This is a genomic window from Sediminicoccus rosea (genome assembly GCF_033547095.1).
Classification (GTDB): domain Bacteria; phylum Pseudomonadota; class Alphaproteobacteria; order Acetobacterales; family Acetobacteraceae; genus Roseococcus; species Roseococcus rosea.
Map to the genome: position 1 here is coordinate 1,742,140 of NZ_CP137852.1, position 25,726 is coordinate 1,767,865.

21 protein-coding genes and 1 tRNA gene are annotated in these 25,726 nt (G+C 70.0%); 9 read left to right on the top strand and 13 right to left on the bottom strand.

Going from position 1 to position 25,726, the window contains the following annotated elements; translation table 11 throughout:
* Nucleotides 1–71: 71 nt before the first annotated feature.
* Nucleotides 72–755 carry an RlmE family RNA methyltransferase gene (locus tag R9Z33_RS08390; protein ID WP_318650840.1) on the bottom strand — a complete coding sequence of 228 codons (684 nt, stop codon included), beginning with the start codon at nt 753–755 and terminating at the stop codon, nt 72–74.
* A 32-nt stretch (nt 756–787) separates the two neighbouring features.
* Nucleotides 788–1,801: a Ppx/GppA phosphatase family protein gene (locus R9Z33_RS08395; RefSeq protein WP_318650841.1), complete on the bottom strand. Its 1,014-nt coding sequence runs from the start codon at nt 1,799–1,801 to the stop codon at nt 788–790.
* A gap of 130 nt (nt 1,802–1,931) precedes the next feature.
* Between R9Z33_RS08395 and R9Z33_RS08400 the strand changes: the two genes are divergently transcribed.
* Nucleotides 1,932–2,005 (top strand) — tRNA-Gln (locus R9Z33_RS08400).
* Nucleotides 2,006–2,052: 47 nt separating this feature from the next.
* Here the strand turns inward: R9Z33_RS08400 and R9Z33_RS08405 are convergent.
* Together R9Z33_RS08405 and R9Z33_RS08410 are read right to left on the bottom strand one after the other, a co-directional pair.
* On the bottom strand, nt 2,053–3,765 hold the full coding sequence (locus R9Z33_RS08405; protein WP_318650842.1) for an amidohydrolase: 1,713 nt from the start codon (nt 3,763–3,765) through the stop codon (nt 2,053–2,055).
* A gap of 64 nt (nt 3,766–3,829) precedes the next feature.
* Nucleotides 3,830–4,336 (bottom strand): GNAT family N-acetyltransferase, encoded by a 507-nt coding sequence (locus R9Z33_RS08410; RefSeq protein WP_318650843.1) that lies wholly within the window; start codon nt 4,334–4,336, stop codon nt 3,830–3,832.
* 113 nt (nt 4,337–4,449) lie between these two features.
* Here R9Z33_RS08410 and R9Z33_RS08415 point away from each other — a divergent pair, with 113 nt between their 5' ends.
* The gene (locus tag R9Z33_RS08415; protein ID WP_318650844.1) at nt 4,450–5,040 is read left to right on the top strand and encodes a transposase; all 591 of its coding nucleotides are present in this window, start codon (nt 4,450–4,452) and stop codon (nt 5,038–5,040) included.
* Nucleotides 5,041–5,048: 8 nt separating this feature from the next.
* On the opposite strand, the gene serA is transcribed toward R9Z33_RS08415, so the two are convergent.
* Together serA and R9Z33_RS08425 are read right to left on the bottom strand one after the other, a co-directional pair.
* Nucleotides 5,049–6,320: a phosphoglycerate dehydrogenase gene (serA, locus tag R9Z33_RS08420; protein WP_404830665.1), complete on the bottom strand. Its 1,272-nt coding sequence runs from the start codon at nt 6,318–6,320 to the stop codon at nt 5,049–5,051.
* Between the two features lie 3 nt (nt 6,321–6,323).
* Nucleotides 6,324–7,604 carry a M20 family metallo-hydrolase gene (locus R9Z33_RS08425; protein ID WP_318650845.1) on the bottom strand — a complete coding sequence of 427 codons (1,281 nt, stop codon included), beginning with the start codon at nt 7,602–7,604 and terminating at the stop codon, nt 6,324–6,326.
* 117 nt (nt 7,605–7,721) lie between these two features.
* Here R9Z33_RS08425 and R9Z33_RS08430 point away from each other — a divergent pair, with 117 nt between their 5' ends.
* From R9Z33_RS08430 to R9Z33_RS08440, 3 genes are read left to right on the top strand one after another with little or no spacing between them, the layout of a single operon-like run.
* Complete coding sequence (locus R9Z33_RS08430; protein ID WP_318650846.1) at nt 7,722–8,555, top strand: hypothetical protein; 834 nt, start codon at nt 7,722–7,724, stop codon at nt 8,553–8,555.
* A gap of 58 nt (nt 8,556–8,613) precedes the next feature.
* Nucleotides 8,614–8,964 (top strand): hydroxyisourate hydrolase, encoded by a 351-nt coding sequence (gene uraH / locus R9Z33_RS08435; RefSeq protein WP_318650847.1) that lies wholly within the window; start codon nt 8,614–8,616, stop codon nt 8,962–8,964.
* Nucleotides 8,964–10,151, top strand: coding sequence for a urate hydroxylase PuuD (locus tag R9Z33_RS08440; RefSeq protein ID WP_318650848.1), 1,188 nt, complete (start codon nt 8,964–8,966; stop codon nt 10,149–10,151). Before uraH ends, R9Z33_RS08440 begins: the two co-directional genes overlap by 1 nt.
* 57 nt (nt 10,152–10,208) lie before the next feature.
* On the opposite strand, the gene R9Z33_RS08445 is transcribed toward R9Z33_RS08440, so the two are convergent.
* Nucleotides 10,209–11,399, bottom strand: coding sequence for a DUF1501 domain-containing protein (locus R9Z33_RS08445; RefSeq protein ID WP_318650849.1), 1,191 nt, complete (start codon nt 11,397–11,399; stop codon nt 10,209–10,211).
* 19 nt (nt 11,400–11,418) lie between these two features.
* Nucleotides 11,419–12,708, bottom strand: a complete 1,290-nt coding sequence (locus R9Z33_RS08450) for a DUF1800 domain-containing protein (protein WP_318650850.1) — start codon at nt 12,706–12,708, stop codon at nt 11,419–11,421.
* 112 nt (nt 12,709–12,820) lie between these two features.
* Between R9Z33_RS08450 and R9Z33_RS08455 the strand changes: the two genes are divergently transcribed.
* The 3 genes from R9Z33_RS08455 to R9Z33_RS08465 are packed head-to-tail and all read left to right on the top strand — an operon-like array spanning nt 12,821 to nt 15,204.
* Entirely contained in the window at nt 12,821–13,852 is a 1,032-nt protein-coding gene (locus R9Z33_RS08455) for a ring-opening amidohydrolase (protein ID WP_318650851.1), read from the top strand.
* Nucleotides 13,849–14,844 carry an isopenicillin N synthase family dioxygenase gene (locus R9Z33_RS08460; protein ID WP_318650852.1) on the top strand — a complete coding sequence of 332 codons (996 nt, stop codon included), beginning with the start codon at nt 13,849–13,851 and terminating at the stop codon, nt 14,842–14,844. Before R9Z33_RS08455 ends, R9Z33_RS08460 begins: the two co-directional genes overlap by 4 nt.
* A 36-nt stretch (nt 14,845–14,880) precedes the next feature.
* Nucleotides 14,881–15,204, top strand: a complete 324-nt coding sequence (locus tag R9Z33_RS08465; RefSeq protein ID WP_318650853.1) for a hypothetical protein — start codon at nt 14,881–14,883, stop codon at nt 15,202–15,204.
* A gap of 99 nt (nt 15,205–15,303) precedes the next feature.
* Here the strand turns inward: R9Z33_RS08465 and prpF are convergent, their stop codons facing one another.
* From prpF to R9Z33_RS08490, 5 genes are all read right to left on the bottom strand, one after another.
* Nucleotides 15,304–16,485, bottom strand: coding sequence for a 2-methylaconitate cis-trans isomerase PrpF (gene prpF, locus R9Z33_RS08470; protein WP_318650854.1), 1,182 nt, complete (start codon nt 16,483–16,485; stop codon nt 15,304–15,306).
* A 34-nt stretch (nt 16,486–16,519) separates the two neighbouring features.
* Entirely contained in the window at nt 16,520–19,126 is a 2,607-nt protein-coding gene (acnD, locus tag R9Z33_RS08475) for a Fe/S-dependent 2-methylisocitrate dehydratase AcnD (RefSeq protein WP_318650855.1), read from the bottom strand.
* A 199-nt stretch (nt 19,127–19,325) separates the two neighbouring features.
* Nucleotides 19,326–21,407 (bottom strand): glycosyltransferase, encoded by a 2,082-nt coding sequence (locus R9Z33_RS08480; protein WP_318650856.1) that lies wholly within the window; start codon nt 21,405–21,407, stop codon nt 19,326–19,328.
* A 352-nt stretch (nt 21,408–21,759) separates the two neighbouring features.
* On the bottom strand, nt 21,760–22,353 hold the full coding sequence (locus R9Z33_RS08485; RefSeq protein WP_318650857.1) for a class I SAM-dependent methyltransferase: 594 nt from the start codon (nt 22,351–22,353) through the stop codon (nt 21,760–21,762).
* 34 nt (nt 22,354–22,387) lie between these two features.
* Nucleotides 22,388–23,038: a class I SAM-dependent methyltransferase gene (locus R9Z33_RS08490; RefSeq protein WP_318650858.1), complete on the bottom strand. Its 651-nt coding sequence runs from the start codon at nt 23,036–23,038 to the stop codon at nt 22,388–22,390.
* 308 nt (nt 23,039–23,346) lie between these two features.
* Here R9Z33_RS08490 and R9Z33_RS08495 point away from each other — a divergent pair, with 308 nt between their 5' ends.
* Complete coding sequence (locus tag R9Z33_RS08495) at nt 23,347–25,572, top strand: tetratricopeptide repeat protein (RefSeq protein WP_318650859.1); 2,226 nt, start codon at nt 23,347–23,349, stop codon at nt 25,570–25,572.
* Nucleotides 25,573–25,726: the final 154 nt, after the last annotated feature.

Genomic DNA, 25,726 nt, shown 5'->3' on the forward strand with positions numbered 1-25,726 from the left:
GCTTAACCGGAGGCGGGCCCGGCGTCCAGCATGGGAATCCGGGAAGGTGCCATGTGTTTTCCTGTCGCCCCTCAGGCGCGGAAGCCCGTCGCCACCACGTAGAGCTCGCTGCTTTCCTTGCGGCTGGCCGGTGGCTTCGCGTGGCGCACCTCGGTGAAATGGCGGCGCAGGCGCTCCAGCATCGCCTTCTCGCTGCCGCCCTGGAACACCTTGGCCACGAAGCCGCCGCCCGGGGCCAGCACCTTCACCGCGAAATCGAGCGCCAGGGAGGCGAGGTCCATGATCCGCAGATGGTCCGTCGGACCATGGCCCGTGGTGTTGGGCGCCATGTCGGAGAGCACGAGGTCGGCCTGGCCGCCCAGCGCCTCCAGCACCGCGGCCTCGGTCGCGTCGTCCTGGAAATCGCCCTGCAGGATCTTCGCGCCCGCCAGCGTGTCCATGGGCAGGAGGTCGAGTGCGACGACCTGGCCGCGCTCGCCCAGGGCCCGCAGCGCCACCTGGCTCCAGCCGCCCGGGGCGGCGCCGAGGTCCACCACGCGCTGGCCCGGCTTGAGCAGCTTGAAGCGCTCATCCAGCTCGATCAGCTTGAAGGCGGCGCGGGAGCGATAGCCGGCGGCCTGGGCCTTCTTCACATAGGGGTCGTTCAATTGCCGCAGCAGCCAGCGCTGGCTCGCATTGCTGCGGCTGCGGGCGGTCTTGACGTTGACATGGGTGCCGCGGGGGCCGGCCCCGGGCTTGCTCGGCGGTTTGGCCATGGGCGCGGTTTAGAGCAGTTCCGCCGGCCGGCCTACCGGCCCGGGAAGCGGTCCCCGCGCATCAGGCGCATCAGCATGCCCTCGCGCAGGCCGCGATCGGCGACGGTGAGTTCGCCAAGCGGCCAGAGCTGGCGGATGGCGGCATAGACGGCGCAGCCCGGCAGCACGAAATCGGCCCGCTCGGGCCCGACGCAGGGATGCGCGGCGAGGCCCTTGCGCCCCATGGCGAAGAGCTGCTCGAGCGCGGCATCCGCGGCCTCGGCGTTCAGCCGTGTGCCGTCCACCAGCTGGCGGCGATACTTGGGCAGCGCCATGACGACGCCGGCCAGGGTGGTGACCGTGCCCGAGGTGCCGATGAGGCGCACGCCGCCCGCCCGGATTTCCTGCCCGATGCAGTGCAGCCGGTCGAAATCGGCGAGGCGGGCGTGGATGTCCTCCACCACCGAGGCGAATCCGTGCGTCGAGAAGCAATCGCCCCCCTCGCGCTCGGCCAGTGTCACGACGCCGCAGGGAATCGAGATGTAGCCGATGAGTTCCGGCCGGGGGCCGGTGCGGATCCAGGCGATCTCGGTGCTGCCGCCGCCGATGTCGAAGAGGATGGCGCGGCGGTCCCCCGGCTCCAGCAGGGGGGCGCAGCTTTCCATCGCCAGCTCCGCCTCCTCGCGCGGCGAGATGATGCGGGGGCTGAGGCCGGTTTCCCGGGCGGCGCGGGCCAGGAAGGCCGGGCCATTGGCGGCGCGGCGGCAGGCCTCGGTGGCGACGGCGGCAAGGCGGCGGACGGGGCGGCGGTGCAGGCGCTCGGCGCAGGCGGACAGCGCGGAGATGGTGCGCTCCATCGCCGCATCCGAAAGGGCGCCGGTGCCGGCCAGGCCCTCGCCCAGGCGAACGATGCGGGAGAAGCTGTCCACCACGCGGAAGCCCTGGCGGGTGGGCGCGCCGATCAGCAGGCGGCAATTGTTGGTGCCGAGATCCAGCGCCGCGAAAAGCGCGGGGGGCGGGCCAGACGGCGAGCCGTGGGGGCCGTGGCGGGGAAGGAGGGCACTCATCGGGGGATGACGGGTCCTGCGGGGGGCGGTGCTGTCATGATCGTGAAGCAGGGCTGTCATCGCAAGCGGTATGTGCGCTTGGCAAGTGCGAAATGCGGTGTTAGGACGCCGCCAGCCGAGCGTTGGCGCTTGGGGGATAGTTTAACGGTAGAACTTCCGACTCTGACTCGGACAGTCTTGGTTCGAATCCAGGTCCCCCAGCCATCGCCCGCCGGTGCCCCGGAACACCAGGGGATCGCGCCCCGGCGGCCTCACCCGCGGCGGTAGAGCGTCCGGCCCCGCTTGATCGTCTCCACCACCTGGATGTCCTTGATCGCCCCCGGCGCGACCGTGAGCGGATTGCCGTCCAGGATCACGAGATCGGCGATCTTGCCCGCGGTGATCGTGCCCTTCAGCCCCTCCTCCCGGTAGTTGTAGGCGGCCTTGCTGGTGAAACCCTGCAGCGCGGCATAGGGGGTGAGGCACTCCTCCGGTCCCATCACCCGGCCGGTCAGCGTGGTGCGCGTCACGGCGGACCAGATCGTGGCCATGACGTTGGGCGAGGCCGAGGGATAGTCGCAATGCAGCGTCGTCCGCACGCCGAGCGAAAGCGCCGTCGCCATCGGCGCCTCCCGGTTGGCGCGCGCGGGCCCGAGCAGGCCGAGCTGCTGGTCGCCATAGACGGTGAGGTGCGCCGGCATCATCGAGGCGCCAATGTCGAGCTGCCGGTAGCGCGCCAGCTGGTCGGGCCGGGCGAAGTAGGAATGGGCGATGAGGCTGCGGCGGTCGCCCGTCTTGCCCGTGGCCGCGATGGCCTTCTCGATGGCGGAGAGGCTGAGGTCGATCCCCGCATCGCCATTGCTGTAGGCGAAGAGCTGGATGTCGTTGGCATAGGCGTAGGTCACCCATTGCTCGACCATCTCGCGTGGCAACAGCGCGCCCTTCCAGCCATCGGGGAAGCCGCGCGTGTCCGCATAGGGCTCGGTGAAGGCGGCCAGGCGCAGCTGCGGCGCGGCATCGGTGACGACCTGGTAGCCGGGCACCTTCAGGCCGCGGTCGCCATGGCTGTAGCGGCCCCAGCGCCAGTCATTCTGCTGCACCATCCGGCCCGAGGCGGCGTCGGAGATCGCGGGCAGGCCCATCACGTCGAGCGAGAGCACGCCCTGGTCGAAGGCGGCCGACAGCGTCGCCATGTCGCCGGGGACGAGCTGGTAGCTCTGCACCGTGGTGTAGCCCTGGCGGGCCAGCAGCGCCTCGGCCGCGCGGAAGGTCTGGAAGGCCTGGGCCTGCGGGTAGGTGCCCAGCGCCGCGGCCCGGGCCTGGAGATAGGGCGTGAAGAGCAGGTCGCCCGTCAGGCGGCCGGTCGCGGGGTCCTTCACGATCATGCCGGGCTGGGCCGCCGGCGTGGTGGCCGTGAGGCCGAGGCGCGCCAGGCCCGCGCTGTTGGCCTTGCCGGTGAGGGTGGAGAGCGTGCCGATCAGCACCGGCGTATCGGGGAAGGCGGCGTCGAGATCGGCCAGCGTGGGCGGGCCGTCCGCGAGCAGGGCCTCGGAATAGCCATAGCCCATGATCCAGCCGTTGAAGGGCGGTGTGGCGCGCAGCAGGCGGATGACATCGGCCTTGGTGCGGGGCGGGTCGTCGGCGAAATAGGCGAGGTTCACGCCCAGCGTCTGCTGCGCGAAGAGCAGGAAATGCCCCCAGGTGTCGATGAAGCCGGGCAGCATGGTGCGGCCCTCGAGGTCCACCGCGCGCGCCCCCGGCAGGGCCGCCTCGGCCTGTGCGCGGGGGCCGGCGAAAACGATCCGCCCGTCCCGCACGGCCACGGCCTCCACATGGGCGGGGGCATCGCCCTCCATCGTGAGGATCCAGCCATTGGCGTAGAGGGTGCCGGCGTCCGCGGCCTGGGCCCGGGCCGCGCCGGCCGGCAGCGTGGCGGCGGCGAGGCCGAGGCCCATGACGTCCCGGCGATGCAGCGTCTCGGCCATGCGCGCCTCCCTGGCGATGCGAGGCCCCCTCGTGGGGTGTGGGGCCGGCGGCGATCAGATCATATCAGGCGGCGGGATGCACGCCCCGGGCTGCCTCCCAGTCCGGCCGCAGGATCGCCATGATGAGTTCATCCCGGTGGATGCCGCCGAAGAAGGCGCTGCCGCGCGCCACCCCCTCCGCCACGAAGCCGGCGGCCTCATAGGCGCGGCGGGCGCGCAGATTCTCGGGGAAGACGCCCAGCCAGAGCCGATGCGCCGGAGTCTCGTGGAAGGCGGCCTCGACCACGCGGGCGAGGAAGCGCCGGCCCCATCCCTGGCCGGGATCGCGGACGGCGATGCGCTTGATGAGCGTGACCCGCTCCTCCGAGGCCCAGTCGCGCAGGATGGCGAAGCCGATGGGGTCGGCGCCCGCATGGCCGATGAAATAGGCGTGCCGGCCGTCCCGCAGCGCCGCCCGGTGCCGCGATTCCTCCCAGCGGCCGACGAGCGCGCCATAGCCCTCCCGCCGTTCGGTCGCCATGACGAAGGGGAGATCGGCTTCGGTGGCGCGGGTGATCGTCGGTTCGGTCATGGCGCATCATAGCGGCGCCGGGCCAGGCGGGGAGGGGCTTCAAGTCATTGTATGGGCTGAACTATTACGCAAATTCCTTGCTTTTTGGCGGCATTCAGGACTAAATTCCTGGCATGAAGCAGCGCGTCCCCTTCACCGCCCTCTCCGACCGCCAGTGGGATGCCCTGCGGCCCTATGTCCTGGCGCAGAAGACCAGCCCCGCCGGCCGCAAGACGGCCGACCTGCGCGAGCGGATGAACGCCATCCTCTTCCTGCTTTCCACCGACGCCCCCTGGCGGGAGCTGCCCGAACGCTATGGCGCCCATGGCACAGTGGCGCGGCATTTCCGGCGGCTGACGCATGGCGGGCTCTGGGAGCACCTGCTGGAAGCCCTGCACGATCTCGGGCCGCGCCACCCGCTGCAGCAGCTTCGCCGCGTGATCTTCCGCGGCGCCAGGCGGGCCGCGAAACTGGTCGGGCTCGGCATCATCGTGCTGGCGCGGCGATTGAACCTTCTCGAGGCCCTGCCTGGACCGCCCTGGCTGGTGGCCGATCCCGATTTGTCCAAAACCCTGGTGGGCCTGTTCCAGCGCGAATTCGAACATCCTGACCCAGGCCGGTTCCGGCGCTGGTGGCGCGAGAAAGGCCGCGCCTTCATCCAGGTCTTCGCCATCGCGGGCGGGCGGCCCAACATGCCGCGCTCCGTCCGCCTCGCCATGCCGTGAGGTGACGGCTATTCCCGCTCGTAGAGCAGCCGCGCGCGGATGGTGTGGGGCAGGGCACGCAGCTCCGCCAGGATCGCATCGCCATCGCGCGTCGCGCCCGCATCCACCACGACGTAGCCGATCTCGCCATCCGTCTGCAGATACTGGCCCGCGATGTTCACGCCGCGCTTGGCAAACACCTGGTTCACATTGCCCAGCACGCCCGGCGCGTTGCGATGCACATGCATGAAGCGCGTGCCGGTGGGGCGTGCGGGCAGCGCCACCTGCGGGAAGTTCACCGCGCCCTCGGTGCTGCCCGTGTCGGAGTAATCGGCGAGCTTGCGCGCGACTTCCTCGCCGATGCGCGACTGTGCCTCCTCCGTGCTGCCGCCGATATGCGGGGAGAGGATCACATTCTCGATCCCCTGCAGCGGCGAGACGAAGGGGTCGCCATTGCGCTTGGGCTCCTCGGGGAAGACGTCGAGGGCGGCGCCGGCGAGGTGGCCGGAGCGGAGTGCCGTGGCCAGCGCCTCCACATCCACCAGCGTGCCGCGCGCATTGTTGATGAGGAAGGCGCCGGCCTTCATCTTCGCGATCTGCTCTGCGCCGATCATGTTCATGGTGGCCGGCGTCTCGGGCAAATGCAGCGTCACGATGTCGGACCAGTGCAGCAGCTCGTCCAGGGAGGCGCAGCGGCTGGCATTGCCATGCGGCAGCTTGGCCGCCGTGTCGAAATAGATCACGCGCATGCCGAAGGCCTCGGCCAGGACCGAGAGCTGGCTGCCGATATTGCCATAGCCCACGATGCCCAGCGTGCGGCCGCGCACCTCGCGGTAGCCATCGGCCGACTTGTCCCACTCGCCGCGATGCGCGGCGTTGGACTTGGGGAAGATGCCGCGCAGCAGCATGACGATCTCACCCAGGGTGAGTTCGGCGACGGAGCGCGTGTTGCTGAAGGGCGCGTTGAAGACCGGGATGCCGCGCTGGCGCGCCGCATCCAGGTCCACCTGGTTGGTGCCGATGCAGAAGCAGCCGATGCTCATCAGCCGGTCGGCATTGGCCAGCACCTCCTCCGTGATGGTGGTGCGGCTGCGGATGCCGAGCATGTGGACGCCGCGCACGGCATCCACCAGCGCCTGGCCTTCCAGCGCCTTCTTCTCGCGGGCGACATTGGTGTAGCCCTCCTGCCCCAGCAGCTCGACCGCGGTCTCGGAGATGTTCTCGAGCAGCAGGGCGCGGATGCGCTCCTTCGGCAGGGAAAGCTGGTCGCTCATGGGGGCACCGCTGGTCTGGAAGGGCATGGATCAGGAATTCGCGAGGTCGTTGAGCACCTGGGCCAGCACGCGCGCGCCGGCGGCCAGTTCGGAGGGCTCGGAGTATTCGGAGGGGTGGTGCGAGACGCCGCCCCGGCAGGGCACGAAGATCATCCCCGTCGGGCAGAGCGGGTGCATGAACTGCGCGTCGTGGAAGGCGCCGGAGGGCAGGCGGATGGCACGCAGCCCCTGGGCGCGGGCCGCCGCCTCCACCGCGTTCGGCACCATCGGGTGGAAGACCGTCGGCGTGGCGTGGAAGCGCTCGATCACCTTCGCGGTGCAGTAGCGCATCGCGGATTGCACCACGCCCTCGATCGCATTGCCGCGCGGCTGGAGGATGCTGTTGTCCGGGTGGCGCAGATCAATGGTGAAGCGGACGGTCTGCGCGACCGAGTTCGAGGAATTGGGCAGCACCTCGATCGAGGCGACGGTGAAGCGCAGCGTGTCCGTCGGGTCATGCATCAGGGTGTTCAGCGCGTTGATGGCGCGCACCATGTCCTGCACGGCGTCCTTTCGCAGGCCGACCGGCGTGGTGCCGGCATGGTCGGACTTGCCGGTGATCTCGACCAGGAACCAGCGGCTGCCCTGGATGCCGGTGACGATGCCGATATCGGCATCCTGGCTCTCCAGCGTCGGCCCCTGCTCGATATGCGCCTCGACATAGGCGAAGGGCGCGGTGCCTTCCACGACGCCGAGGGGGCGGCGGGGGATATCGGCCTCGCTCTTCAGGTGTTCGGCGAGCGCCTGGCCGAAGGGGATGCCCTCCTTGTCCAGCACGGCGTCCCAGGTCTCGGGCGGGCGGTAGCCGGCATAGGCCATGCTGCCCATGCAGCCCGGCGCGTAGCGGCCGCCTTCCTCATTGGTCCAGGCCACGACCTCGATGGGGCGCTTCGTGGAAACGCCTGCCTCGCGCAGGGCCTGCACGGCCTCGAGCCCGGCGATGACGCCCCAGATGCCGTCGAAGCGGCCGCCGGCGGGCTGGCTGTCCATGTGGGAGCCGGTCAGGACCGGGGCCAGTGTCGGGTCCGTGCCCTCATGCCGCAGGAAGAGGTTGCCCAGCTGGTCGATGCTGGCGGTGAGGCCCGCTTCCGCCGCCCAGCGGATCAGCAGGCGGCGGGACTTGCGGTCATTGTCGGTCAGGCAGGCGCGGTTCACGCCCCAGTGGCCATCGGCGTCCCGGAAGCCGCCAAGCTCCCCCATCTCCATCAGGCGTTGCCATTGGCGCGCCTCGCTGACGGCGGCGACGAGGTTCGGGGCGACGGTATCGGGCATGGGGGAGCGCATTACGGCCCCGGGCGCGGGGGATCAAGCGCGGCCCCCTATGGTCTGGCATGCTTGGCGGCGCCCTCTCCCCTTGATCGGGGCCGGGGCGGGGGTCAGGCTCGCGCCATGTGGACCCGTCGCCTGGCGCTCGCCGCGCCGCTTCTCGCCGCACCCTCCCTCCTGCGCGCCCAACAGGGGCCGCGCTTCGAGCCGGTGCACCGCTTCAACACGCAAGCCGCCCGCCAGGGCGTCTGCGCGGATCGCGACCATGTCTATGTCGTGGATGACCGGCTGATCGTGAAATTCACGAAGCAGGGCTTCCGCGAGGTGGCGCGCTTCGAGACCCCGCGCGAGGGGCCGATCATCCACATGAACAGCCTCTCCTTGCATGACGGGCGGCTGCTGGCGGCCCATTCCAACTATCCGGAGGAGCCGATGCTGTCCTCCGTCGAGATCTTCGACCCGGCGAACCTCGCCCATCTCGGCAATCATTCCTTCGGGCTGATGCCGGGCAGCCTGACCACCTTCGAATGGAATGGCGGGCATGCCTGGGCGGTCTGGGCCAATTACTCCCGCGTCTTCGGCCGCAACCAGCGCCCCTATGGGCACACGCATTGGACGCATCTGACGCGCCTTGCCCCCGACATGCGGCAGACCGCCGGCTGGTCCTTCCCGGCGGATGTGCTGACGCGGGCGGAACCGATGAGCATCTCGGGCGCCTCCTGGGGGCCCGGCCTGCCGGGTCATCCCGGCCCGCTGCTCTGGTGCACCGGGCATGACCACAAGGAGGTCTACGCCCTGCGCCTGCCGCGCATGGGCACGCGGCTGGAGCGGGTGGCCACGCTGCCGATCGAGGCGGAGGGCCAGGCCATCGCCTGGGACACGGCGGAGCCGGACCTGCTCTGGATGATCATCCGCAGCCGGCGGGAGGTGGTCGCGATGCGGCTGGTCGCCGCATGAATCCTTGCCAGCGGATGGGCCACGCGGCAGTTTTCGCAGTGCAACACGAGGTGCCCCGATGAGCCGGCTTTCCACCCACGTCCTCGACACCGCCCACGGCCGGCCCGGCGCCGGCATGGGTTTCACCCTCTACCGGCTGGAAGGCGAGGCGCGGGTGAAGCTGGCCGAGGGCGTCACCACCGCCGATGGCCGGGCCCCCGGCGAACTCCTGCCCGAGGCCAGCTACCGGCCCGGCCGCTACCAGCTGGTCTATCAGGTCGCCGCCTATTTCCGCGCCCAGGGTGTCGCGCTGCCCGAGCCGCCCTTCCTGGATGAGGTGACGCTGAGCTTCGGCCTCGCGACTGACGCGCATTACCATGTGCCGCTGCTCGTCTCGCCCTTCGGCTACACCAGCTACCGGGGCAGCTGATGGAACTCGATGCCGCCTATGTGATGGAATGGGCGAACCTGCTGCTGCGCTGGCTGCACATCATCACCGGCATCGCCTGGATCGGGGCGAGCTTCTACTTCATCGCCCTCGACAACAGCCTGGAGCCACCGAAGGACGGCAACCCGCTGGTCCGCGGCGAGCAATGGTCACTGCATGGCGGCGGCTTCTACTACAAGCGCAAATACAAGGGCGCGCCCGAGGCGATGCCCACCACGCTGCACTGGTTCAAGTGGGAAGCCTATTGGACCTGGATGAGCGGCTTCGCGCTCTTCGTGCTGATCTATTGGGGGCAGGCGAGCACCTACCTGATCGATCCCCAGGTGCTCGACATGCCCGTCTGGCTCGCGATCCTGGTTTCGCTGGCGATGATCGTGGCGGGCTGGGTCGGCTACGACAGGCTGTGCCGGCGCATCCCGGATGAGCGGCGCCTGCTGCTGGCGGGCTCCGGCCTCCTGGTCGTGCTGGCGCTGATCGCGACGCACATCTTCTCCGGGCGCGGCGCCTTCCTGCTGATCGGCGCCATCACCGGCACCATCATGGTGGCCAACGTCGCGATGGTGATCATCCCCGGCCAGAAGAAGATGGTGAAGTCCATCGAGGCGGGTGAGGCGCCGGACCCGATCCATGGCCAGCGCGGCATGCAGCGCAGCGTGCACAACACCTACCTCACGCTGCCCGTGCTGCTGCTGATGATCAGCCCGCATTACCCGATGCTCTATCAGCACCGGTTCAACTGGCTGGTGCTGATCCTGATCTTCGTCGCGGGCGCGCTGATCCGGCAGTTCTTCGTGCTGCGCCATTCGGGCCGCTCCAACTGGGCGCTGCCGGTGGGGGGCGTGGTGGCGCTGGGCCTGCTGGCCCTGCTGGTGGCGCCGCGGCCGGATCCGCGCTTCGCGGGCGCCGAGGTGCCGGCCTTCGAGGAGGTTCAGGCGATCATGGCCAGCCGCTGCGCCGCCTGCCACGCCGCGCGGCCGAGCTTCGAGGGGATCGCCGCGGCCCCCAAGGGCGTGCTGCTGGACAACCCCGCGCAGATCCGCCGCTGGGCGGCGGCGACGCGCCAGCAGGTGCAGACCGAGGCGATGCCGCCCGGGAATGTGACGGAGCTGACCGACGCGGAGCGCGCGAAGATCATCGCCTGGGTCGCGGCGGGTGCGCCCGCGCGCTGAGGCGCGCCAGGTTGGCCCGCGCTGAGGCGCGCCAGGTTGGCCCGCGCTGAGGCGCGTTCAGCTCTCCGCGCGCAGCAGGCCGCGCAGCGGCGGCGCATCCTCGCTGTCGGGGAAGGCATGGGCGAGGGCGGCGGGGCTGAGACCCAGATGCTGCGCCAGCAGGCCCTTGGCGATGCGCCGCTGGTCCAGCGTCGGCATCAGGTCCCGGTTCTCGAAGAGCCGGCCCTGCGCCAGGCCCGGCCAGTCGGCGATGACGCGGCCGCCGCGGACGGCGCCGCCCAGCACGAAGGCGACGCCGCCCGTGCCGTGGTCCGTGCCGGCGGTGCCGTTGATGCGCGCGGTGCGACCGAACTCGGTCAGCACCAGCACGGCGGTCTCGGCCCAGGCGGGCCCGAGACTGGCCTGGAGCGCCGCCATGCCGGCATCGAGCGCGCCGAGCGGGCCCAGCAGCCGCGCCGCCTGCCCCGCATGCGTGTCCCAGCCGCCCAGCTCGAGGGCGGCGACGCGCGGCCCGCGCTCGGCCGCGAGCAGGCGGCCGGCCGCGCCGGTCAGGGCGACGAAGGGATGGGTGCGCGGCGGCGCCGGCTCCTGGCCGGCCAGGATGGCGGCGGTGAAGCCGCGCGCGCGCAGCCCCTCGGCGAAGGGCGCGCCGAGCACCGGGTCCTCGCCGTGCCATTCGGCGAGGCGGGCCAGGATCTCCGGCTCGGCCTGGGTGCGGCCGACCGGGGCGTAGCTGCCGACGCGCACGGCACCGCGCAGCAGCAGCGGCACGTTGAGCCCGGCGGCCAGGCCACGCCGCACGCCCTCCGCCGTCGCGAGCTGTGCGGCCAGCGCGCGGTTCAGCCAGCCATCGGGCAGGCGGCGGGTCGCGCCCATCTCCATGAAGTCCTGCGCCTGGAAATGGCTGCGGCTGCGCCAGGGGCCGGCCACCGCATGCAGCATCAGCGCCTGGTCCTGCCGGTAGAGCGCGTGCAGATGCGGCAGGGCCGGGTGCAGCCCGTAATGGCCGCCGAGGTCGAGCACGCCGCCCTCCTGCCCCGGTTCGGGCAGGGCGAGCGGGCCGCGCAGCGCCGCGAGGTCGGCATCGCCATAGGGCTGCACCGCGGAGAGGCCGTCGAGCGCGCCGCGCAGCAGCACGACGACGAGGCGGCGATCACTGGCCGGCCCGGCGGCGACGGCGAGGCGCGAACGGCCGAGCGTGACGGCGCCGGCGAGGCCGAGCAGGAAGGAACGACGTCGCAAGATCATGGGCAGGACTCCCCGCTGGTCATCGACGTTGCGCCTCGGGACTGGCGAGGACCAGCAGCACGGCCTCCTGCAGGGAGCCCGCGCGGCGCGCCGCCGTCACCGTCTCGGCCCGGGCGAGGGGGCCGAGGAAGGCCTCGACCATCTGGGCGAGCGGCAGGCGCTGGCCGAGTTCGGCCCGGGCGGAGAGCTCATTGGCCCAGTCCACCCGCCGCATGAGCTGTTCCGGCGCCGCCCAGGCCCCCGCCTCGTCGGGCCAGCCGATCGGCGCGGGCGGCGTCCAGAGCCGCTGGTTGAGCCGGGCCAGCGTGGTGAGCAGGGCGGGGGCGGACTGCGCCGGCTCGCCCAGGCCGCGCAGGACGGCGATCGCGTAGTCCTGCGCCGAGCGGATCTTGGTGAGCGGCTGCCAGGCGGCGGGCTCGGCGATCACGGCCCGCGCGGCCGCGGAGAGATCGCCCTGCGTATCGCGCAGCGCCGCCTCCAGCCGGGCGACCGCCGCGGGGGGCGGGTCGTCGGCGATGAAATGCCGGGCGAGCTTCTGCGCCAGGGCGCGATGCGTGGAGGGGTGCCGCGCGAGGAAGCGCAGCGCCAGCACGCCGCCCTCCTTGCCCTCGGGGAATTCCTGCCCGAGCACGGTCTTCGGCCCGGGCTCATGCGCGTCCGGCCGGAACACGGCGCCGGCCGATTCCCCCGCGCCGGCCCCGCGGCCGATGGACCAGCCGGTGAGCACCTGGGCGAGGGCGGTGACGTCGGCCTGGGTGTAGCCCGCCGCCGGGGTGACGCTGTGCAGCTCCAGGCATTCCCGCGCCAGGTTCTCGTTCAGGCCGCGGTTGCGCCGCTGCCCGGCGCGGCTGCGCGGCCCGATGGAGGCGGACTGGTCGAGATAGGCGAGCATGGCCGGGTGCTGGTAGGCGGCCAGCAGCAGGTCCTCGAAGCGGCCGAAGACATGCGAGCGGATCGCCGTCTGATGGAAATGGCCGGAGAAGCCGATCAGGATGCCGCCGCGCCGGCTGATGGCGAAATGGTTGCTCCAGAACTCGCACCAGCGCTCGGCGAAGGGGGCGTCCGTCGTCAGCATGCGGGTGGCCCAGGCGCGGCTATCCGCCTCGGCGAGGCTGTTCCGCAGGCGGGCGGAGCCCTGGCGGTCGGTCTCGTTCAGGATGACGCGGATGTCGTCGAGGCTCGGGCCCTCGATGGCGTCGAGCGGCCGGACCTGCGCCAGGAGCCACGCCCGCGGGTCATCCGGGACAGGCGCCCCGGGCCGGGCTCCGAGGCCGAACCGGATCGCGGCATGGGCGGCGGCTGGAGTCATGCAGTCTGCATAGCATCGCGCCATTCCGCTGTCTGGCGACAAAGTGTTTCCGCCCGGCGCATGCTTCTCAGCGCCCGGCCAAGGGTGACAGGATGCAGGCAGAGAGGCCCGCATGACCGCCGTCTTCCCCATCCGCCTGCCCATGGCGGCCCCCGACGACCTCGGCGCCTTCGAGGCGATGCTGGAGGATGGCCGCCTGGACCCGGCGGAGATCATCTCCGTCTGGTGCAAGACACGCGGCAACGGCCTGCGCAACGACTTCACCAAGCCCTGGGTGGACCTGCTGCTGCGGCTCTCCATCGGCCGGCGGCTCGGCCTCACGGAGCAGGCGGTGGCCGAGCGCGTGCCCATCCTCGTCTCGGGCGGGGCGGAGGGCGCGGTCTCGCCGCATCTCGTCATCTGGTCACGCGGGCGGCCGGCAGGACAGGGGCTGCTGGCGGCGGTGGAGCGCGCGCTGGTGGCGCCGGCCGACCAGGGGACCGTGCTGCACGCGATGGCGACGGCCGCCATGGTGCGCGCGGCCGTGGCGGGCCTCGGCCTGACCGACCCCGCGCAGGTGGGGCTCGTGCTGGTGCGCGCCCCCGCCCAAGCCGAACGCGCGGGACATGACGTGCGGGTGCGCGTGGCGGCGGCGCAGGGCGTGGCCCTGGCACTCGGGCAGATCGGGGCCATCGCGCTCGACGATCCGGACAGCTTCGCGCATGGCGCCTTCGTGGTGGCGCGGCATGACGGGCCGGCGCAGCAGGTGCTGCTGCTGGCGAACGGCCCGGGCGGTGATGCGCGCGCGGCGATCGCGAGCGGAATCCTCGAAGACCCGCTGGATTCACCGGGGGCGGCCGCCATCCTCGCGCGGCTCGGCCTCGTCGCCGCGCCGCAGCTGGCACCCCGGGACGCCGCGCGCGTGCTGGCGGTGATCTCCAAGGGCGATGCGCCGCGGGACGGGCTGATCCGCGGCCTGCCGCACGCCATGCACCTCGACAATGACGTGGCCATGCATCGCCATGCGCGCGCCGCCTATGGCGCGATGCTGGGCGCCGTGACCGGCCATGGCGCCGTGCTGGTCTCGGGGGGCGCCGAGGCGCAGGGCCCGCCCGATGGCGGCTTCGCCGCCTTCATCGCCGCCACCGCAGGAGACAGCGCATGAGTGCCGTACCCGTGATTGACCTGAGCCCGATCCGCGGCACGGACGCCGCCGCCATCACGGCACTCGGGCGCAAGGTGGATGCGGCCTGCCGCGAGATCGGCTTCCTGATCGTCGAGGGGCATGGCGTGTCGCCCGACCTGATCGCCGAGGTCCGCCGGGAATCCCATGCCTTCTTTGACCTGCCGGAGGCGGAGAAGCTCGCCGTCCGCCCGCCGCCGGGCACCATGCTGCGCGGCTATACGCCGCCCGAGACCAACACGCTCGCCCGCTCGCGCGGCGTCGAGACGCCGCCCGACATGCGCTCGCTCTTCTCGATGGGGCGGCCCGAGGCGGATGGCACCCAATATGCCGACATCCCCGAGGCCAGGCCCTTCTACCAGCCCAATCTCTGGCCCGGGCGGCCCGCCGGGCTGCGGCCCGCCTTCACCGCCTATTTCCGCGAGATGGAGCGGCTCTCCACCGAGATCATGCGCGCCTTCGCCGTGGGGCTCGGTCTGCCGGTCGGCTTCTTCGACGACAAGATCGACAATCACTTCGCCGCGCTCCATGCGCTGCATTACGGCGCGCGGACGACGCCCGCGGCGCCGGGGCAGCTGCGTGCCGGCGCGCATAGCGACTTTGGCAGCCTCACCATCCTGATGCCGCCGGCCGAGGGTGGCATGGGACTCGAGGTGCAGCGGCCCGACGGCAGCTTCGCGCCGGTCGAGCCGCCGCCCGGCGCCTATGTCATCAACATCGGCGACCTGATGCAGCAATGGACCAATGAGCGCTGGGTCAGCACCGTGCACCGCGTGGTGAATCCGGAAGGGGAGGGCTGGGCCAAGCCGCGCCTCTCGCTCGGCTTCTTCTGCCACCCGAACTACGATGCGCCGGTCGAGGCGCTGCCCGGCACGGTGCCGGCGGGCGAGGCGCCCAGGCATGCGCCGGTGCTGGCCGGCGTCTATATGAACCAGAAGATCTCCGCCGTGCGCCGCCCGGTGGCAACAAGCTGAGCCGGCACGCAGACCGGCCCCCGAGGAGGACACATCATGCGACGCCTGATCCTGGCGCTTGCGCTCTCACTGCCCGCGGGCCTCGCCGGCGCGCAGGGCGGCGGGCTGCAGCCGCACAATCTCTACAGCTCGACGCGCAACCAGGCGGACCTCGCCACCATGCGCCGGCTGATCGCCTGCGGCATCCAGGTCGCTGCCGAGGACAGCAATTTCTATGAGGGGCTGGCGTCCGGCTTCTACGTCGTGATCTCGGACCCGCTGCCCTCGCGCGCTGCGGCGGAGGCGCAGCTGGCCCGTGCCAAGGATTGCGGCGTGACGGGCCAGGTGCGGATGGTGCGTCGGCGCATCGCGCCGCACTAACCTAAGAGGCGCATCGCGCCGCACTAACCTAAGAGGCGCATCCCGCCGCACTGAGCTAAGAGGCGCATCGCGCCGCGCTGGATCCAGCGGCGCCGCGTGTCACCCGCTGAAGGGAACGTGCACCCGGCCTTCCATGAGCACCCGCGCGCTGCGGCTCATGATCGCCTTGGTCACGGTCCATTGCCCATCCACCAGCTGCGCCTTGGAGCCGACACGCAGCGTGCCCGAGGGGTGGCCGAAGCGCACCGCCTCGCGATCGCCCCCGCCGGCGGCCAGGTTCACCAGCGTTCCGGGCACGCAGCCGGCCGTCGCGATCGCGACCGAGGCGGTCCCCATCATCGCGTGGTGCAGCTTGCCCATGGACATGGCGCGCACCAGCAGGTCCACGTCGCCGGCGCCGATCTTCTTGCCGCTGGAGGCGGTGTAGTCCCTCGGCGGCGCGACCCAGGCGACCTTGGGCGTGTGCTGGCGGCCGGCCGCCTCCTCGACGGACTTGATCAGCCCCATGCGCAGCGCGCCATGCGCGCGGATGGTCTCGAGCTTCGCGAGCAGCGCGGGGTCGCCATTGATGTCGTCCTGCAGCTCGGTGCCCGTGAAGCCCAACGCCTCGGCATTCAGGAAGATGGTGGGGATGCCGGAATTGATCATGGTCGCCTGGAAGCTGCCGATGCCGGGCACCTCCAGCACGTCCACCAGCTGGCCGGTCGGGAACATCGAGCCGCCATCGGCGTCATCCGCCGGGTCCATGAATTCGAGCCGCACCTCGGCCGCCGGGAAGGTGACGCCGTCCAGCTCGAAATCGCCGGTCTCCTGCACCTCGCCCGCCGTCATCGGCACATGGGAGATGATGGTCTTGCCGATATTCGCCTGCCAGATGCGGACGATGGCGATGCCGTCCCGCGGCACGCGGGCCGGGTCGATCAGACCGTTGCGGATGGCGAAGGGGCCGACGGCGGCGGTGAGGTTGCCGCAGTTGCCGCTCCAATCCACGAAGGGCTTGTCGATGGAGACCTGGCCGAAGAGGTAGTCAACATCGTGATCCGGCCGCGTGCTGCGGCTCAGGATTACCGACTTGCTGGTGCTCGACGTGGCCGCACCCATGCCGTCGGTCTGCTTGCCATAGGGGTCGGGGCTGCCGATGACGCGCATCAGCAGCCGGTCCCGCGCGGGGCCGGGCTGCTGCGCGACTTCGGGCAGGTCCTGCAGCACGAAGAAGACGCCCTTGCTGGTGCCGCCCCGCATGTAGGTGGCGGGGATACGGATCTGGGGTGCGTGGGCCATGGGTGCGTCCTGCGCGATGGTTCGGTGGTTCGGGTCAGCTCGCTTGCCGCGCCGGGCCTTCGGCCTCGAGGAAATCTTGCGCGAAACGTTGCAGCACGCCGCCCGCCTCGTAGATCGAGACCTCCTCCGCCGTATCGAGGCGGCAGGTGACGGGGACTTCGGTCACGCTGCCATCCTTGCGGTGGATGACGAGCGTGAGCGTGGCGCGCGGGGTGCGGGCACCCGCCACGTCATAGGTCTCGGTGCCGTCGAGGCCGAGCGTCAGGCGGTTGGTGCCGGGCTGGAATTCCAGCGGCAGCACGCCCATGCCGATGAGGTTGGTGCGGTGGATGCGCTCGAAGCCCTCGGCCACGATGGCCTCCACACCCGCGAGGCGCACGCCCTTCGCCGCCCAGTCGCGCGACGAGCCCTGCCCGTAATCGGCACCGGCCACGATGATGAGCGGCTGGCGGCGCTCCATGTAGGTCTCGATCGCCTCCCACATGCGCATCACCTGGCCCTCGGGCTCGACGCGCGCGAGCGAGCCCTTGCGGATGCTGCCATCCTCGTGGCGCGCCATCTCGTTCAGCAAGGTGGGGTTGGCGAAGGTGGCGCGCTGCGCCGTCAGATGGTCGCCGCGATGGGTGGCGTAGGAGTTGAAGTCCTCCTCCGGCAGGCCCATCCGCGCGAGATACTCGCCCGCCGCGCTGTCCGGGAGGATGGCGTTCGACGGCGAGAGATGGTCCGTCGTGATGTTGTCGCCCAGCAGCGCCAGCGGGCGCATGCCGGTCAGCGTGCGTTCGCCGGCGAGCGCACCCTCCCAATAGGGCGGGCGGCGGATATAGGTGCTCTGGGGCCGCCAGTCATAGAGCGGGCTGACCTTCTTGCGCGCACCCTGGTTGCCGAACATGGGCGCATAGACCTTGCGGAACATCTCGGGCTTCACGGCGGCGGCGACCACGGCATCGATCTCCGCGTCGGAGGGCCAGATGTCCTTCAGGCGGATTTCCTGGCCCGAAGCATCCAGGCCCAGCACGTCACGCTCGATGTCGAAGCGGATGGTGCCGGCGATGGCATAGGCGACGACGAGCGGCGGCGAGGCGAGGAAGGCCTGCTTCGCATAGGGGTGGATGCGCCCGTCGAAATTGCGGTTCCCGGAGAGCACAGCCGTCGCATAGAGGTCGCGCTCGATGATCTCCTGCTGGATCTTCGGATCGAGCGCGCCGGACATGCCGTTGCAGGTGGTGCAGGCGAAGGCGACGACGCCGAAGCCCAGCGCCTCCAGCTCCGAGGTCAGCCCGGCCTCATCCAGGTAGAGCGCGACCGCGCGCGAGCCCGGCGCCAGCGAGGACTTCACCCAGGGCTTGCGCGTGAGCCCCGCGCGGTTCGCGTTGCGCGCGAGCAACCCCGCCGCGATGACGTTGCGCGGGTTGGAGGTGTTGGTGCAGCTGGTGATGGCCGCGATGATGACCGCGCCATCGGGCATCAGGCTGCCCTCCTGCACCACCGGCCCGGCAATGCCGCGCGCCGCGAGGTCGGAGACGGGCAGGCGGCGATGCGGGTTGGACGGGCCGGCCATGGTGCGCACCACGGTCGAGAGGTCGAAGCGCAGCACGCGCTCATATTGCGCGCGCGCCAGCTGGTCCGACCAAAGGCCGGTCGTCTTCGCGTAGGTCTCGACCAGGCGGATCTGCGCCTCCTCGCGGCCGGTCAGGCGGAGGTAGTCGATGGTCTGCTGGTCAATGGAGAACATGGCGGCCGTCGCGCCATATTCGGGGGCCATGTTGGAGATGGTGGCGCGGTCGCCCAGCGTCAGGCTGGTCGCGCCTTCGCCGTGGAATTCGAGCCAGGCGCCGACGACGCGCTCCTTGCGGAGGAATTCGGTCAGCGTCAGCACGATGTCGGTGGCCGTGATGCCGGGGGCGGCCTTGCCGGTCAGCTCCACGCCCACGATGTCCGGCAGGCGCATCCAGGAGGCGCGGCCGAGCATCACATTCTCGGCCTCGAGCCCGCCCACGCCGATGGCGATGACGCCCAGCGCATCCACATGCGGCGTGTGGCTGTCGGTCCCCACCAGCGTGTCGGGGAAGGCCACGCCGTCCAGCGTGTAGATGACGGGCGACATCCGCTCCAGGTTGATCTGGTGCATGATGCCGTTGCCGGGGGGCACGATCTCCATGTTCTCGAAGGCGTGGCGCGTCCATTCGATGAAGTGGAAGCGGTCCTCGTTGCGGCGGTCCTCGATGGCGCGGTTCTTGGCGAAGGCGTCCTTCTCGAAGCCCGCATGCTCGACGGCCAGCGAGTGGTCCACGATGAGCTGGACGGGCACGACCGGGTTCACCTTGGCGGGGTCTCCGCCCTTCTCGGCGATGGCGTCGCGCAGGCCGGCCAGGTCCACCAGCGCCGTCTGGCCCAGGATGTCGTGGCAGACGACGCGGGCGGGGAACCAGGGGAAATCAATGTCGCGCTTGCGGTGGATGAGCTGGCCCAGCGCTTCGGGCAGCAGGGCCGGCGCGCAACGGCGGACCAGGTTCTCGGCCAGCACGCGCGAGGTGTAGGGCAGGGTGTCATAGGCGCCCGGGGCGATGGCCTCGACGGCGGCGCGGGCATCGAAGAAGTCCAGCTCGGTGCCGGGCAGGCGCTTGCGGTGTTGCGTGTTCATGACTTTGCTCCCTGCCGGGTTCGGCCCAGCGATCTTCCTTCGAGGTCCCCGCCGCGGAAACCGCCGCGCGGCAGGGGGCGGTCAAGGCCCATTCTGCGCGAGGCGCGGCGGCGCCGCCAGATGCGGTGGCGCGGATCAGCCCGTCGCGGACCGCAGCCGCCATGGCCGGGAGGGCGCGGCCCGGATCCTCGCCGGGCGCTCAGTCGGCGGCGGGGAACGGACGCTCCAACAGGGGGAAGGGGATGTGCAGCTCGTGCAGCCGGTCGGTCATCATCTCCTGGTGCCACTTCACCCAGCTTTCCCAGTATTTGAGGCGCAGCGGCGAGAAGCGGTGCTCGTCAAAGGCGGCGGGGCCGGAAGTGGTCAAGGATGCGTCATGCTGCAGCCCGATGGCGAGCGAGGCCTGGAGCTGCTGGACCGCGCCATGGCCATAGACCCGGCGGACACGCCAGCAGAACTCCGAATCCGCGCCGGTCCGGACCGAGTCGAAAAACCCCACGCGCTGGAACACGCTGGCGTGGACGAAGATGGAGGCCGGGTTCTCGTGCACATAGCCGCCGAACCGGCGGACCACGACCTTGCCGTCGCGGCTGACGCGGATCCATTGCGAGGTGGTCAGCGCGACGCCGTCATTCTTGGCTTCTTCCAGGTGGGTCGCGAGGCGATACGGATGCATCCAGTCGTCGGAATCATGGAATGTGTAGAAATCGGATTCGAACTCACGGATCGCGTGGTTCTTCGAGCAATAGGTCCCGGCATTGACGGTATTGAACAGGCCAACCACGCGGGGGTCCTGGCCGGCGAATTTCCGGATGATGTCCGGCGAGTGATCCGTGCTGGCGTCGTCCACGACGACAAGCCGGAGGTTGCGGTGCGTCTGCTGCAGGACGGATGAAATCGCGTGTTCCAGCGTCGCCGAGGAGTTGAAACTGGTCATGATGACGGTGACGAGCGGGCCTTCGCTCGCTTCCGTCCGCGGTGGCGCCGCCTGGGGGAAGACCAGGCCATGGGGGTGGTCGCCTGAAAAACGCAGGGGGATCTTCGACTTGGTTGATGCCTCGAAGAACTTGCCCACAAAGTTGTCGCGCAGCACCCGCAGCCCGCATTCCAGGAAGATGTTGGCGTATGCGAGATACGACTCGAAATAATCGGGATTTTCCTTGAGCAGCGTGGCGATGCGCTGCGATGCGTCCTTGATGGAGCCAGCGGTCAGGTGCGTCTCGGCAATGAAGACCGTCGCTGATGCGGGCAGGTTGGTGCTCTTCGCCTCCGCAATCGTCAGGTAGGCCAAGCTTTCTTGGCTGTTGCGGTTCGATGAGATGATGCCGAGCTGGTAGTAGGGTTCCCAGTCGAGCGGGTGTTGCGTGATGATGTCGAAATAGATCGTCTCGGCCTCGGCGATGCGCCCGCTCCGCGCGCAGGACCTTGCCAGGATCTTCATGGCCCGGCGGCAGTCGTGATCCAGCAGGTGCTGGACGAGCTGTTCCGAGTTCAGCAGCTCCGACATGGCGTGATAGGCCGTCTCCGCCGCGTTCAGGTCCAGCATGCACCGGGCGTAGTTCAGCAGCGCATAGGCAGCCACGGTGCTCGACTTCAGGGCCGGGTCGCCCGAGGCTTCGATGGTGCGGATGACCTGCTGCAGGCGGGTGCAGTCGCGTTCGATGTAGAGCTGGTTGAACACGCCGTTGAGGTAGGAAATGTCGTCGGAGCGGAGGATCTGGTCCAGATCGAAGGCAAAGGCCCGATTTGATTCTGACGTCGCGATATCCGGGTCTTCATAGCTGATGGTTTCCGGCGGGGGCGCGAGAGGCAGGAATTCTCCCGTCAGGCCCTTGATCCGGATGTTGTGCAGGGTGAGGCGCCCCTCCGTATTCTTGAAGCGGATGACGACGATGAACCTTCCTTCCACGCTGGGCGGGATACGCAAGACGCACCGGCCGGCCACGCGTGTCCGTGACATGTTCCGCGCAGTATTCACCAGCTTTTCAAGCGAGGCGCCTTGCCCGTTCGGCTTGATGTGAATGACGGAAATGTATTCGACGATCGCGCCGCGATCATGGCTATAGTTGAAATTGATCTCGATCGTGCTGCCTGCGATCAGGGATTCATTAGGAATTCGGCATGTCAGGTTGAAGGAGGTCTGCGTGACTCTCTTTTCAAGCAGAAGGAGGTCATTTTCATCCTGAGGTTCCAGAAACTGGACCGCTTCAAGATTTCGGCTGTCCTTGGATAAAAAACTCCAGGCATCGTTAATCTTGAGCGGCGGCGTCTTGCCGAACATTTCACTCGGGATGGGCGGAAGCGTGTGGAAAGTATTGCTTTCGGTGGCTGGATTCGAGGTCGTCATTTTGCCCGATGCCGCTGGATGGAGCCGAATGGCTCTTCGTGACCTGGAATTAAAGATTAGGACAAACACGCTGCCCGTGAAACCCGCTTCGCGCGGCGACATTCGCGGGCCGGGCGAACATCATGGAGGCCAGGCGACGCGGCCCATGCAGCCCAGGGTGACCTGGACCGCCGCCTCTCGCGGCTCGCCATCGCGCCCTATCCTGGGCCAGCCTCCCAAGGTCGCCCCGGACAGGCGGCCGGCATGGCGGCTGGGCCCTGGCGCGCCGCAACCCGCGCCCCCGTGATCAGGCCTTCGCGAGGGGCATGATGCGGGACTGTATCTCGGTCCCGCCGAAACGCCGCTTGGGATCAGCATCATAGATGGCGATGAGCCTCTCGTGCTTCTTGGTCCGCAGCGGCTCCTGCACGATGATGTGATAATTCGGGCGACGGCCGAACCATTGGGACAGGAGATCCAGATCCACGGGGTCCTGGACATGGCCCGGGGTCTGCCCAGGCGGCCAGTTATAGGGCACCGAGACGATCACCCGCTTCCCGAGCTCGGTCAGCCGCCGGGCGAAGGGGGCCGGATCCTGAACATGCTCCAGCACCTGGAGACACAGGCACAGGTCGAATTTCTGCGGCAGTTCCGTCGTCAGGATGTTGCCGTAGATCGCCTCGACCGTCTCGGACGCGTAGGGCGCGATGATGTCGATCGAGGTCTTCTTCTCGATCCAGTGGAACCATTCGAGGTAGGGGCACTTCCCGGTTCCGACATCGATGATCGAGGTCGCCTTCGCCCCCACGCACCGAACGAGGTATTCCACGACCCTGTAGTAGATCAGGTCGGAGCGTTCCTCCCAGTAGGCGCCTCCGTAACGTGACTGCGGTTTTTCCATGGGCGGGGTCAACTTTCGGGCGGGGAGGGACAGATCACGCTGCTGCCGCCGGCGGCGGCGGGGCGAGGCGCTTGAGGATCACCTGGCCATCCTTCCACAGGATCTCGATCTCATCCTTGTGCAGATCGAGGAAGATGTTGATCGCATCATGCGGCCTGCCCTCGGGCGGGCGATCCTTGCCCCAGTCATAGTCATCGATCATCAGCAACCCGCCCGGGCGCAGCAGGGGCCAGGTCAGCAGGGCCTGGGCCAGCACATGGTCGCGCTTCTTGCCGGCATCGAGATAGATGAAATGATACTGCCGCTTCTCGCCGGCCAGGCGATCGAGATGGGCGATCGCGCTGCCTTTGATCTTGGTCAGGCGGTCGCCGAAGCCTTGCATGTTTCGATCGAACCGCGCCTCGAGCGGGCCGGGGAAGAGGTCGATGCAGGTCAGGCGCGACTGGGGCAGGTAGTTCAGGAAGAACAACGCCGACCGGCCTTCGAACGAGCCGACCTCCAGCAGATCGACCGGCCGGTCCCGGAACCGGCGCAGGAACCGGTGCCACCGCCGGATCTTGTTGGTCACCCAATCCGTCGTGAATTCCTTGTCCCGGAACCAGTCCTGCGCCTCAAGCACGACGGCCTGCGCCTGTTCGGCCGCGCTTGGCGCGCTGGTGCCGGGTGTCGCGGCAGCATTGGTCATGACGCAAACCCCCGCAGTTCATGTTTCCCGCCGCGGCGACCTTCGGGCCGTGCTGCGCCGGGAGTTGTTGCGCCGCGCCTCCGCGACGGCTGGTGGCGCCGGCCTGAGGCTTTTCCAGGCCGGGAAAGGACGCCCGGCGCGATATTGCGCCGGCCGCGGGCCCTTGCAAAGGCGCGGGCTTCCAGGCCAGCAAGCGGTCCGGCGGGTTGCGGCCCTGCACGGCCCGGGCCGCGCGCATGGACAGGGCAACTCCGCCTATTCCAAGGTGCGGCCGAGGGCCGAATCGCGGGGCGATCGCAATGAAGGACATGGCGTCCGGTGAGCAGACGGAACGGCCTGGCGCCGAGCAGGCCGAGATCCTGCGGCGCCTTCGGGAGAGTCTCGCGGCCGGCGCCACCGACGGTATCGGGGCGGAACTGGAACGCTGCTTCGCCACCTGGCCGCGCAGCCCCGAATTCCGCCTCCTCTGGCTGCAATGGCTGGAGGGAACGGGGCAGCAGCCGGCATTTCGCGCGGCCGCCCGCCTTTCCCGCACGCTGTTCCCCCATTCCGTGCCGGTGGCCCGGATCGCGTTGCGCGTCGCCGTCGAAGAGGGCGCCTTCGAGGAGGCGGCGGATCTGCTGACCGGCGTGATCTGGCCGGCGCGTCTCGATGCCGCGATCCGGGAGGCCTGCCTGCGTTCGTTCCTCCGCTTCAACGCCGAGGGGGATCGCGTCGAGGCTGTGCTGCTTCGCCTGCTGGAGATCGAGCCGGATTGCCCCGCGCTGCTGATCCACCTCGCCGACGGCGACCTGCGGCGGGGGCGCTTCGCCATGGCGCTGGAACGGCTCGAACGCGCGGAGGGCGCGGCCCCCCTCCCGCCGGGCGCGGAGACCCTGCGCCTCGAGGCGCTGCTGGCCTCCCCCGAGCGGGACGAGGCCTTCCTCCGCGCGCTGGAGCGCGCCCTGCTGGCATCCCCCAACACGCCCCGCCTCTACGCGCTCAAGCACGAGGTCCATCAGGCGAGGGGCGAGAAGGAGGCGGCACGCGCCACCCTCGAACTCGCCTGCCACCGCTTCCCGGAGGATCCGTCCTTCGCGCTGCTCGCGCTCCATGGCCGCCTGGCCGACAAGGATGCGGAGGGCGCGGGGCAACTGCTGCGGGACCGGGTCTGGCGCTCCGCCCTGCCCGAGCGCAAGCGGCGCGAGGCGCTGGGCCTGGTCGTGCGCGGCTGGACCAGGGCCGAGACGCTGCAGCCCTTTCTCGAGGAATTGCTGCAGGACACGCCGGATGACCGCTTCGTGCTGGTGAAGCTGGCCAGCCTCGCGACGCGGCAGCGGCAGCATGTCCGGGCCGCCCGCTACCTCCAGCGGGCGGAGGCGCATGGCCCCTTGCCGCCCGAGGCGCAGTCCATGCGGATCAACCTGCTCGTGCTCGGCGGCAACCTCGAAGGCTCGCTCGCCCTGGCCAAGCAGCAGCTGGCCGCGAATCCCGACCGGAAGGACCTCGTGCGCCGCGTCAATGTCGTCGCCTCGCTGCAGGGCAGCGAGGAGGATGTGGTGCAGAGCCTGCGGCAGGCGATCACGCAGTGGCCGACCGACAACTCGATCCTCCAGCGCTACAACCGCGCTATCCTTCCCGAAGCCGAGGACGAGGCCCTGTTCGAGCATGTGACGCGCTTCCGGCGGGCGAATTCGGTGGACGGGCGGTGGCGCTACCAGTTCGCCCTCGCATGCCTGCGCCGGAATCGGACGCCGGAGGCCTGCGCCATGCTGCGCGACCTCGCCCGCGACGAGCAGGTGGGCGTTGAGGCGCGGCGGCTCCTCGGCGTGCTGGAAACCTTGCCGCGCGAGGAGTGGGACGCCCGCGCCCGTTTCTCGAACGACGCCACGAAGGATGTGCGGGTGATGCGGGCGCCGGCGGCGAAGGCGACCTTCATCGTCATGGCCGGCGTCCATGGCGGGCTCGGCAGCCTGCCCTTCACCCATCTCGACGTCCTGCTGCAGCGGCACCCGATCAACATCATCTACCTGCGCGACAACAAGTGGAGCGCCTTTACCGCCGGCGTCCCGGGCCTGGGTCCGGACGAGCCCTCCACCATCGCCGCCCTGGTCGCGCTGTGCGCCGAGCTCGGCCCCCTGCCGGTGGTCACCTTCGGCGGCTCGCTCGGCGGATGGTCCGCCCTGCGCTATGGCGCGCTGATGGGGGCGCAGGCCGCGGTGTCCCTGGCCGCGCCGATCCGGCTGTCGCCGCGGGATCCCGACTCCGCCCGCTTCATGCAGCACTACCTGACGCACATCATGCCCGAGGCGACGCAGGACCTGCTCGGCCTGCTCGGCCGGACGCCCTCGCTGCGCATCATCCATGTCTATAGCGGGCAGAATGCGCGGGACGCATCCAACGCCGAACAGCTCGCGCAGGCGGGCCATGTGACCCTGATGCCGCTCGAGAACTGCGACGATCACTTCGTCGCCGCGCACCTGGTGGCCGCGAAGGGCTTCCATCCGCTGATCGAGCAGGCCATCGCGCTCGCACAGGACGCGATGACCGCCTGATCGCGCGCGCGGGGGCAGGGGGCGGCATCCCGGCAGCGCCGGCCCTGGCCATGGCGCCGCGGCCTTGCGGTGGTGGAGGCGGTGACGAAGGGCTATGATATGCGCACCCTCCGATCATGGACCGCCGCCGGTGATGGAACATCTCCCCTGATGC